General features: G+C 72.4%; 9 protein-coding genes and 1 pseudogene. 4 read left to right on the top strand and 6 right to left on the bottom strand.

The genetic code is table 11. The features are described from left to right. Positions 1-39: 39 nt before the first annotated feature. A complete protein-coding gene (locus tag ACWDSL_RS49065) occupies positions 40-1,071 on the bottom strand; it encodes a hypothetical protein (protein ID WP_450495718.1) in 1,032 nt (343 codons plus the stop codon). Between the two features lie 133 nt (positions 1,072-1,204). Further along, on the bottom strand, positions 1,205-2,155 hold the full coding sequence (locus ACWDSL_RS49060; RefSeq protein ID WP_450495717.1) for an anti-sigma factor RsbA family regulatory protein: 951 nt from the start codon (positions 2,153-2,155) through the stop codon (positions 1,205-1,207). Between the two features lie 234 nt (positions 2,156-2,389). On the opposite strand from ACWDSL_RS49060, the gene ACWDSL_RS49055 reads away from it, so the two are divergent. From ACWDSL_RS49055 to ACWDSL_RS49045, 3 genes are all read left to right on the top strand, one after another. Then, entirely contained in the window at positions 2,390-3,271 is an 882-nt protein-coding gene (locus ACWDSL_RS49055) for an alpha/beta fold hydrolase (RefSeq protein WP_450495715.1), read from the top strand. Positions 3,272-3,458: 187 nt separating this feature from the next. After that, complete coding sequence (locus tag ACWDSL_RS49050) at positions 3,459-3,782, top strand: hypothetical protein (protein ID WP_450495714.1); 324 nt, start codon at positions 3,459-3,461, stop codon at positions 3,780-3,782. 53 nt (positions 3,783-3,835) lie between these two features. Beyond that, positions 3,836-4,666 carry an SAM-dependent methyltransferase gene (locus ACWDSL_RS49045; RefSeq protein WP_450495712.1) on the top strand — a complete coding sequence of 277 codons (831 nt, stop codon included), beginning with the start codon at positions 3,836-3,838 and terminating at the stop codon, positions 4,664-4,666. Positions 4,667-4,764: 98 nt separating this feature from the next. On the opposite strand, the gene ACWDSL_RS49040 is transcribed toward ACWDSL_RS49045, so the two are convergent. Both ACWDSL_RS49040 and ACWDSL_RS49035 read right to left on the bottom strand, forming a co-directional pair. Further along, positions 4,765-7,599 (bottom strand): BTAD domain-containing putative transcriptional regulator, encoded by a 2,835-nt coding sequence (locus ACWDSL_RS49040; RefSeq protein ID WP_450495710.1) that lies wholly within the window; start codon positions 7,597-7,599, stop codon positions 4,765-4,767. A gap of 152 nt (positions 7,600-7,751) precedes the next feature. Continuing rightward, entirely contained in the window at positions 7,752-8,639 is an 888-nt protein-coding gene (locus tag ACWDSL_RS49035) for a pentapeptide repeat-containing protein (RefSeq protein WP_450495708.1), read from the bottom strand. 157 nt (positions 8,640-8,796) lie between these two features. Here ACWDSL_RS49035 and ACWDSL_RS49030 point away from each other — a divergent pair, with 157 nt between their 5' ends. Further along, on the top strand, positions 8,797-9,252 hold the full coding sequence (locus tag ACWDSL_RS49030) for a winged helix-turn-helix transcriptional regulator (protein ID WP_450495706.1): 456 nt from the start codon (positions 8,797-8,799) through the stop codon (positions 9,250-9,252). Positions 9,253-9,467: 215 nt separating this feature from the next. Here the strand turns inward: ACWDSL_RS49030 and ACWDSL_RS49025 are convergent. Next, positions 9,468-9,926, bottom strand: a pseudogene (locus tag ACWDSL_RS49025) (NADPH-dependent FMN reductase); the annotation flags it as partial. 51 nt (positions 9,927-9,977) lie between these two features. Continuing rightward, positions 9,978-10,280, bottom strand: a complete 303-nt coding sequence (locus tag ACWDSL_RS49020) for a hypothetical protein (protein ID WP_450495704.1) — start codon at positions 10,278-10,280, stop codon at positions 9,978-9,980. Positions 10,281-10,335: the final 55 nt, after the last annotated feature.

Raw genomic sequence — 10,335 nt, 5'->3', positions numbered from 1 at the left:
CCGCCACCGCGGCTGGTGGCAGGCGCCGGAGCCGAGTGTTCAGCGGTGCTGGACCCGCTGCCAGGCGTCGAGCAGCCGGGCGGCCGAGCCACCGATCGGCCCGACGGCGTCCGCGAGGGTGGCGGGATCGGGCAGGTGCGCCGCGTTCACGGCGGCGACCGCCGCGCCCGCGTCGTCGATGGTGGCCGAGCAGACCGCCAGCAGATAGTCCGGCACGGTCAGCTCGGGGTCGGTGCAGCCCACCAGCGGGGTGCCGACGGCGGCGACCAGCGGGAACACCGTCCCGGGGATGCCGATGGCCGCCTCGGCGCGCGCGGAAGCCGTGACCGACGGGACGCTGCTGATCTCGTACCGGTCCCACAGACCGCGGTCCTCGCGCGGATGCAGACCGACCAGGATCCGCTTGCCCGCCGCGGCGAGCTTTTCCGCACTGGCCAGCAGCAGTTCCGTGCCCGGGGCCGCGTCTCCGGTGGCGTCCGGGTGGGTGACGCTGGTCAGGACGAGCACCAGACCGGGCTCCGGTCGGCGCGCCGGAAGGCCGTCGGTCTGCGGTGAACCGACCGCCCGGATCGGCCGCCGCGTCCCGAGGTACTGGGCGAACGCCCGCCCCTCGGCGGGCGAGGAGGCGGTCAGCAGCCGCAGCCGCGGACGCAGCTCCCGGGCACGGGGCGCCTCGACCGGCTTCTGATAGGCCAGGGCGCTCGCGGCCGGCGGGAGCCGCCGCAGCCGGGCCGCGCAGTCCGCCGGCCAGTCACCGGCCCCCGTGACGACGAGCAGATCCGCCTCCGGGGCGTCGGCCGGCGTGGCGACCGGGACCGGGTCCCCCGGGGTGATCTGGGTGTAGTCCGGCACCAGCTGGGTCAGTTGCCAGCCGCGCCGCGCCACCTCCGCGAGCAGCGGCTTGACGTGGTACGTACCCCAGGGCTCATTGGTGGCCACCAGGACCCGAAGCGGCCTGCCGTGCGCGGGTCCGGCGGCCACGGCCACGTCCGCGCCGCCGAGCACCAGCCCCGCGGCTCCTCCCAAGACCCCGCCGAGCATGGCGCGGCGTGACACCTGAAGTCCGTTCATGACCGGCACAGTAGCCGCGTGGCCCGAGCGATCAAGGCGACGGCGTGTGAACACCTCCGGAACACGCGCCATCGCCCTCACCAGGTCGGCCACCGGTCAACGCAGGCGCCGGTCAACGCAGGCGCCGGGGCGCTCAGACACGGGTGCGCAGCCTGATCACGGTGCCGTCCGTGTCGGTCTGCATCTGCACCACATCGCACAGCATGCGCACCCCCCACAGCCCGAACGCGGGCTCCGAGTCGGCCGGCGGGGTGAAGCCCCACAGCGCGTCCGGGTACCAGTGGCCGGGGCCGGAGATCTCGCTGACCAGGTCGCCGTTGTCGGTCCATATCCGCAGGGCGGCGGGCGCGCGCCCGCGCCGGGCGGCGGTGGTGGCCACCTCGGCCACGCCGGCGACCATGTCCCGCAGCGCGTCCCCCGTCAGCCCATGGCGGCCGGCCCGCTCGGTGGTGAAGACGCGCAGGGCGTCCAGATCCGCCGTGTTGATCGGCATCGTCTCGGCCAGCCGAGGGGCGCGGGGGAGCGGCCGGCGGTCGCAGGTGGCGATGAACGGGCCCGGGGCGGTGTACGCCTCGCTGGTGCGCGGCCCGTGTCCGTCGATCATCTCGGGGTGGGTCTGCCGCGCGTAGTCAAGGATCTGGGGAGGCAGCGCCTGCTCGTCGTAGCAGCAGATCACCCGCGCCCCGGAGTCGCTGAACGCCGCGTTGACGATGGACTCGTAGCGCGCCCACTCCAGGACCTCGAGCGGGGTGCGCCCCTGCCACACCGGCTCGGCCACCAGCCGGGCCCGGCGGGGCTTCTCGGCCTTGATGTACGCGTTGTACGCGGCGATGGTCCGCACCGGGTGCTGATACCAGTGGAGCGCGTCCTCGAACTGCACCGACGAGGCGTCCTGGCCCAGGGCATCGCGCAGCGCGTTGATATTCGACTTGGAGGCGACCACGGCGACCGCGTCGTCGGCTTCGAGACCGGCGCGCAGGAAGGGCACACCGACCGAGACCACCTCCTCCTCGTCGCGGTAGAGGAATCCACGGTGCACCATGGAGTCGCGGTGCTCCGCGACCCCACTGCTCTGGCCGGTCATAGGGCCTCCCTCGCGCTGCGCCGAAAAATCGCACACGGATCCGCGACTCAAGAAGTCGGGGACGGTGTGATGCGCAGTCTGCCACCCTCGCCCGTGCGCCGCACGGGGGCCCTCAACATCGAACAATGGCTGAACGCAACGGTGTTGCGCGAGGAAGGGGCCCGGGTGGAGAGTCGGCCGAGGCGTGGCGGCGGCACGTGGACGCGACTTGGGGGGTGGCATAGCATCCCCGGCGTGACACAGCTGAAGTACGTCAACGCCAATGGACTTGAGTTCGGCTATTTCGAAGCCGGGCCGACGGACGCGCCGTTGGCGCTCTGCCTGCACGGCTTCCCCGACACCGCGCACACGTGGCGCCATCTGCTCCCCGCCCTCGGCGACGCGGGCTACCACGCCGTCGCCCCCTTCCTGAGAGGCTATGCGCCCACCGGTGTACCCGCCGACGGCGCGTACCAGGCCGGTGCGATCGCCGCCGATGCCAACGCGCTGCACGACGCGCTCGGCGGCGGCGACGACGCCGTGCTCATCGGACACGACTGGGGCGCGATCGCCACCTACGGCGCCACCGCCCACTCCCCGCAGCGCTGGCGGCGGGCGGTCACCATGGCCGTTCCCCCGCTGGGCGGGGTGCTGCCCGACTTCTTCGGCTTCGACTACGGCCAGTTCAAGCGCTCGTTCTACATCTTCCTGTTCCAGACGCCGCTGGCCGAGGCGGGGGCCGCGGCGCACGACATGGCGCTGATCGACGGCCTGTGGCGCGACTGGTCGCCGGGCTACCACCACGCCGAGCAGGACATCGCGCACGTCAAGGAGAGCCTGCGGGAGCCGGCCAACCTCGAGGCCGCCATCGGCTACTACCGCGCCCTGTTCGACCCCTCGCGCCACCTGGAGAAGTACGCCGCCGAGCAGGAGGCCGTCACCAGGACCGGGGAGCGGCCCACCCTCTACCTGCACGGCACGGCCGACGGATGCATCGGCGCCGACGTGGTCGGCAGCGCGAAGGACCACCTCCCGCCCGGTTCGCGCGTCGACCTGGTCGAGGGGGCGGGACACTTCCTTCACCTGGAGCGGCCCGAGGCCATCAACCGGGAGATCCTGGCCTGGCTGGCCGAGTAAGGCCCGGTAAGGCCCTTTCAGAGCCGGGCGAGCCTCGGCCACATGAGGCGACAGCGGTACCCGCGGCGGATCCGGTATACCGGGTCCGCCGCACGGTTTACCGCCGCTATACCGCCGCTACCCCGCCCTCTTCGATGCTGGACACATCGCTACAGCCGCCCGGTAGGGATGCGTCTGGAGAGGGCCAGTGAACGTCGACCAGCAACACCAACAGCACACCGAGCACGATGCCCTCTACGCCTGGAGCACCTACCAGGTCTCCGGTGGAGTGGAAGGATCCGGACCGAGCGGCACCTGCCGCGCGGAGAAGACCGCACGCGCCTGCCTCGAAGCGGCGCTACAGGCCGCGGCGGTCCACTCGGACGTCTACTCCTGGGGGCAGCTCAGCCGGGTACGGGCGGAGATCGATCTGCCCTTCCACCTGTGGTCCCGTGCCCCGCTCGCCTGGGCCGAGCCGGGGCCGCGGGAGACGGTCACCTGGCGGCCCGGTCTGGCGCCGCACGGACAGTGACACGTAACGGCAGCGGTGAGGCGGTGGCAGTGCTCGTGGCAGGGGAATTCGGGATGAACAGCAGCGGGGCCGGCATCGGGCTCAGGACACCGGGAATACGGCAGCACACCGGACACGGCCACCATCAGGGGCGTGAGGCGAATCCGGCCCGGGTCTACAACTATCTCGTCGGCGGCAAGGACAACTACCTCGCCGACTACGAGCAGGCCCAGCGCTTTCTGAAAGTCGCCCCCGAGGTCAGGGACACCGCGCTGTCCAACCGCCGATTCCTGGCCCGCGCCGTGAGCCAGGTGGCCGGTGACGGCATCACCCAGTTCCTGGACATCGGCGCGGGCCTGCCGGTGACCCCGAATGTGCACGAGGTGGCGCAGGCGGTCAATCCACGGGCCCGGGTGGTCTACGCCGACAACGACCCGATCGCGGTGAGCCACGGACGGGCGCTGCTGACCGGCTCCGGCACCACGACGATCAGGGCCGATCTGCGCACCCCCGAGCAGATCCTCGACCACGACGAGCTGTGCCGGCTGCTGGACCCCGAGCAGCCGGTGGCGATCGTGCTGGCCTTCGTCCTCGACTACATCGACGACGCGGACGACCCCTGGGGACTCGTCGCCCGGCTCATGGACTGGGCCGCGCCGGGCAGCTGTCTGATCCTGTCCCATGTCACCGGCGACTTCACCCAGAACCCGTACCGGGACTGGTCCGGGTTCACCGGCCCCGTCGTGTCCGGGGCGCGCGACCGGTCGCAGATCCTGGACTTCTTCACCGGGCTCGACCTCCTCGAACCCGGTCTTGTGCAGCTGCCCCTGTGGCGGCCGGGCATCGGCGCCGAGCACGACCCGTCGCGCGTCTGGGCCTACGGGGGCGTCGGCCGCAAGCCGTAACCCCGAAAAAATCAAGGACCGCGCGGTCTACGTCGCACCCAATGTGTGGATCCGCCACGGCGCACGAACCGAGCAGGTCTGAGCGTCGGAAACACGCCTCAGCGCGGGCCGGGGCCGATCTGAAGCGTCATACAGGCGGGGAAGAGCCCGCTCCAGGTGTGCCCGCGCCAGCTGTCGTAGGTGCCCGGCCGCTTCCACACGGGCAGGGCCTGATCCATGTGTGTCCGTCCCTCGGGGAACTTCCCCTGCTCCATGTACGTGAGCCCCATCTCGTACAGGGCGAACCCCTCGTGGTGGATGTTGCCCGTCCGCCGGGCGCCCTCCAGGCTCTCCCGGAAGCAGGTCAGGGCCTCCTCGGGGTGGCCGAGACCGCGGTGGGCGCGGCCGAGGTTGCCCAGGCCGATCACCTCGGCCGCGGGGTCGCCGGTCTCCCGGGCCAGGGCCAGCTGGCGCTTCTGTACGACGATGGCCTCCTCATGGAGTCCCAGTTCGCACAGCGCGTCGGCGAGGTTGCACAGGGTCCGCAACTCGCCCTCGTGATGGCCCAGTTCCCGCCAGATCTCCAGCGCCGACTCCAGACACTCCCGGACGTCGTCGTACGCGCGCTGCAGCCAGTACGCACCCGCGAGGTGGTCGAGTAACCACGCCTCGCTCTCCAGGTCGTCGAGGCGGCGCGCGGCCGAGATCGCCAGCTCGTTGACCGACTGCAGGTCCTGGGCGTGCGCCCGCGGATAGAGAAACCACTGCAGCGACTGCGCCAGCCGCACACCGAGGCGCGCCACCGGCTCCGGCCGCTCCACGGCGTAGGCGACGGCGGCCAGCAGGTTGCGGAGTTCGGCCTTCAGCCAGGCGTCCGCCTCCGCGCTGTCGCCCAGCGGGACCACGGCGCCGTCGCCGTCGACGGGGCGCGCGGGCCGGGGGCGTAGCGGATCGAGCAGGGTGACCGCCTGTTGGGTGGTGGCCAGGTAGCAGGACAGCCCGCGCGCCACGGCCGCCGACCGCTCGGCCTCGGAGTCCTCCTGCTCCGCGCGCTCGGTGGCGAACAGCCGGAGCAGGTCGTGCATGTGATAGCGGATCGAGTCCGGGCTCTCCAGGAGCTGTGCGTCGACCAGCCGCTCCAGCGCGCTCTCGGTCCGGCTCTCGCTCAGCCCCAGCAGCGCGGTGGCCACCGGCAGGCTCACATCCGGTCCGGGCAACGCGCCCAGCAGCCGAAACGCCCGCGCGGCGTCCAGATCGTCGGAGCGCCGGCCCTCGCGGAAGCCGTCGTAGCTGACCTGGAAGCTGGTCCGTACGGCCAGGTCGCCGAAGCTCAGCTCGTCCAGCCGGCCGCGTACGTCGGTCAGCTTGGTCACCAGCGTGCGCAGCGGCCGGCCGGGGCGGGCGGCCAGCCGGGCCCCGGCGATCCGCAGCGCCAGCGGCAGACCGCCGCACAGCCGGGTGATGGCCTCGGCCTCCTCGGGCTCGGCCCGGACCCGCTCCGCGCCGACGATCCGCTCCAGCAGCGCCACGGCCTGGTCGCGGGGGAGGATGTCCAGGTGCAGATGGGTGGCGCCTTCGAGGGTGGTGAGCATTTCGCGGCTGGTGACCAGCGCACTGCAGCCGGGCCCGGCGGGCAGCAGCGGGCGGACCTGCTCCACGGAGGCGGCGTTGTCCAGGATCACCAGCAGCCGCCGGCCCGCCGCCAGCGAGCGGAACTGGGCCGATGCCTCGTCGGTGGAGCTGGGCACGGTGGAGCCGTCCACCCCGAGGGCGCGCAGAAACCGGCCGAGCACTTCGCCGGGGTCCAGGGCTGTGAGACCCGCGGTGGCGCCGTGCAGATCGACGTAGAGCTGGCCGTCGGGGAACCGGTCGGCGAGCTGATGCGCGGCATGGATGACCAGGCTCGACTTGCCGACCCCGCCGGTGCCGTCGATGGCCGCGATCACCACCGGCCGTCCGCCCGCGCCTCCGTCGCCGCCATCGGTGGCCACGGCCCCGGAGCCGTCGCCTTCCTCGGCTTCTTCGATCAGCGTCCGTATCACCGCGATTTCGCCGTGGCGCCCGGTGAACGCGGGGCTGGCGGGCGGGAGCTGGCGGGGGCCCCGGGGGGTGCGGGCGGCCCGAGGGGGCGCGGCGGGTGTCCCCGAGCCGGAGCCGGACGCCGCCCCCTCCGCCGTACGCTCCGGCGGCATCAGGGTCTCGTCGGCGGTCAGGATCCGCTGGTGCAGCCGCTGCAGCGCCGGGGTCGGCTCGACGCCGAGCTCATCGGCCAGCGCCCCGCGCAGATCGCGGTACGCCGCCAGGGCGTCGGCCTGCCGCCCCGACCGGTACAGCGCCAGCATCTGGCGGCCGCGCAGGTCCTCGCGGAAGGGGTGTTCGGCCGTCAGGGCCTCCAGTTCGCCCAGTACGGAGGCGTGGCGGCCGCACCGCAGATCGGCCTCGATCCGGGCGTCCACGGCCTCGAGGCGGCACTCCTCGAGCCGCGTGGCCTCCGCCTCCACGGCCGGGGTCGGGGGTACGCCCTGGAATGGCGCCCCACGCCACAGCCCCAGCGCCTCGCGCAGCCGCTCGGCGGCGGCCTCGGGCGTGTCCCGGTCCAGCCCGCGCCGCCCCTCCTCGACCAGCTGCTCGAACCGGTGGGCGTCGAACTCGGCCGCCTCCACGGCGAGTCGGTACCCGTGCGCCTTGTAGCCCTGCTTGTCGGTGATCAGGACCTCACCGGACTCATCGCCCAGGGTCTGCCGCAGCCGCGACACATAGGTCTGCAGCAACTTGCCCGCGCTCTGCGGGCGACCCTCCTCACCCCACAGCTCGTCCATGAGCCGTTCGGTGGGCACGGTCCGGTTGGCATGGCACAGCAGCACCGCGAGCAGCATGCGCCACTTGGCGGGGCCGAGGGAGATCCATCGGCCGCCGTCCCACAGCTCAAGCGCCCCCAGGACCCGATACCGCACCCGTTACCTCCGAGGTCCTTGGCCCAAGCCCGGTCCCTGTCTCGTTTCGTCGATACGTCAACTCACCGCTCTGGTAACGGTTATACCTCTCCAGCGGCCGTTCCCGTGCATCATTCACCGGTCGCGGAGTACTCTCCCCCGGCCGTCGCGGGTCAAGTTGTCCGAAAACGCTCGGAGGTCCAGTGGGCCGGGCGGCTCAGCGTCCCCGGCAGCCTGGTGGTGGCGTCCCCCTTCGCCGCGTTGAGCTGGGCCTGAGTGAGGAAGACGGCTCCGGTGAGATCGGCGCCGGTCAGATCGGCGTCGCGGAAGTCCACCCCGATCAGATCCGCCGACCGCAGGTCCGCGCCGGTCAGATCGGCCGCGATGAGCAGGGCCCCGCGAAGGTTGGCGCCACGCAGATCGGCGCCCTTCAGACGAGCCCCGATGAGATCGGCCCCCCGGTGGTTCTTCTTGCGCCCCGGGACCTTGGCCCGCACCAGCTCGCCGGCGCGCACCAGCAGCGCGTTCACCTCCTGGCGCAGCGCCGCCACGTCAAGGCCGGCCAGGGACTCGGCACTGCCGCGCGTGAGGCCGTCGAGGTCCGCCAGCGCGCGGCGGAGGTCGGCGTGGACCGGGCGGGCCGGCGGCAGGGCCAGCGCTTCGGTCACATACCACAGCAGCTCGTGCAGGGCCCGCATGACGGGGAACACCTCGAACATCCGGGGCGCGGTCTCGGGGGCCTGCCGCCAGTCCCGGCCGCCGAAGGTGGTCTGGGACACCTTCTGGCCGGCTCCGAAGCAGTCGAAGACCGTGCAGCCGGAGAAGCCCCGCTCGCGCAGCTGCGCGTGGATGCCGCAGCGGAAGTCCTCCTGGAGGTTCGTACACGGCCGCCCGGCCGCCTTGTCGACCGCGAAATCTGCCGAGGCGGCGAAGGGCAGGGCGACACAGCACAGTCCGAAGCAGTTCGCGCAGTCGGCCCGCAGGGCGCGCCGGTCGGGGTCGGCCGCCGGGGTGCGGGCCGCCGGGGTGCCGGCCGAAGGGGTTTCGCGCTTGCGGGACAAGGTGCCTGATCTCCTACCGTGAGATGAGCACCGCTGTATGCCGTGCTCGGAACTGGTGTCCATTCTCCCCGAGACCTGGTCGTGCTCCGCCGGTAGTGGGGTTCCGGCCCGAACGTCTTGGTTTGAGAACCAAACCCGCTCCTCGTACGCTGCGCGTATGAAGGATCCACGGCCCTGCTCCATCGCCGACTCGCTCGCCGTGGTCGGGGAGAAGCACTCGCTGCTCGTCCTCCGCGAGGTGTTCCTCGGGGTGCGGCGCTTCGACGCCATGGTCCGCAACATCGGGGCGCCGCGCGACATCCTCGCCGCCCGGCTGCGCCGCCTGGTGGAGGCGGGGGTGCTGGAGAAGGTCCCTTACAGCGAGCGGCCCCGGCGCTTCGAGTACCGGCCCACGCAGGCGGGCTGGGAGCTCGAACCGGTGCTGCTGATGCTGATGAAGTGGGGCGACCGGCACCTCGCCGACCGGCCCCCGGTGGTGCTCGAGCACTCCTGCGGCGCCGAGTTGGAGCCGGTCGTGGTCTGCGGTGCGTGCGGGGAGCAGGCGTCCCGGGACACGCTCACCCACCGCGTCGAGGCGCCGGGATGGACCACCACAGGGCCCGAGGTCGGGTGAGCCGTGGAGGCGGGGCCTACCCCCTCCGCCCGCTGGATGACGGGCGCCTGTGTGCTGTCTCCCAGGAACTCGTACCACCGGCGCCGCAGGCAGACATAGTGGGCATCGGCCTCGACGAGGCGGAGGAAGGCGCCGACGGTCTGGCTGAGGCGCTGCTGCAGGCCGGAGTCGGTGAGCCGGCCGTCCTCGGTGAAGGCCTCATAGGCCCTGGGCAGGCTGAACATGTCGGGGTACACGCGGGTGCCGAGGTGTTCCAGGGGAACCCTCAGGGACGACAGCCCGCGGTTGGCGCCCATCATGGACGGGGAGGCGGAGACGAGCAGCCCGTGCTTGGTCCCGAACGGCTGCGGCCGGATCCGCGAGACCCAGTCGATCGCGTTCTTCAGGACGCCGGGTACGGAGGCGTTGTACTCGGGGGAGGAGATCACAAAGGCGTCGGCCCGCTCGAGCCGGTCGCGCAGCGCGAGGGCGCCCCGCGGCACACCTTCGGCGGCCTCCGCGTCGCCGTCGTACGGGGGCATGGCGAACTCGCGCATGGTGGCGAGGTCGGCGATGGCGCCGTGTTCGGTGACCAGGCGGGCCACGAGCGAGGCGAGACGGGCGTTGACGGACCCGATCCGCAGCGCGCCACCGAAGACGAGCACCCGCAGCGGGCCGGGAGCCTGGTCGTCCATGGACATGGGGCCGTTCCTCCCGTGCGTGACGAGCTTTCGTCCGGAACGCGTTTATCGTGGCACGGCCCCGGCGCCCCCGCGCGACGGCGAGGCGGGCCGGGTGATCACGCCGCGGTCGGGGCGCCAGGGGTCGTCGGGCGACGGGATCGGCAGCTTGCGTTCCGCCTGCACCTGAATCTCGTAATGGGAATCGTGGCCGGTCGCGTGCCAAGCCTGGTCGTAGACGTCCACGATGGAGCGGAAGGCCGACCCGGCGACACCGCGGCGCCGGACGAGGACGGCCAGCCAGGTGAAGAAGGCCATGACCATGGTGAGAGAGCCGACGACCATCAGGAACGGAAGTAACCCACCCATGGGGGCACCCTACGCCGGGGGCGGGGGGGCCCGCGCGCCCCCCCCCGGGGGGGAC

Source organism: Streptomyces sp. NPDC000941, assembly GCF_053599555.1.
The sequence above is the reverse complement of the archived record's forward strand: the minus strand, read 5'-3'. Positions and strand labels throughout refer to the sequence as shown.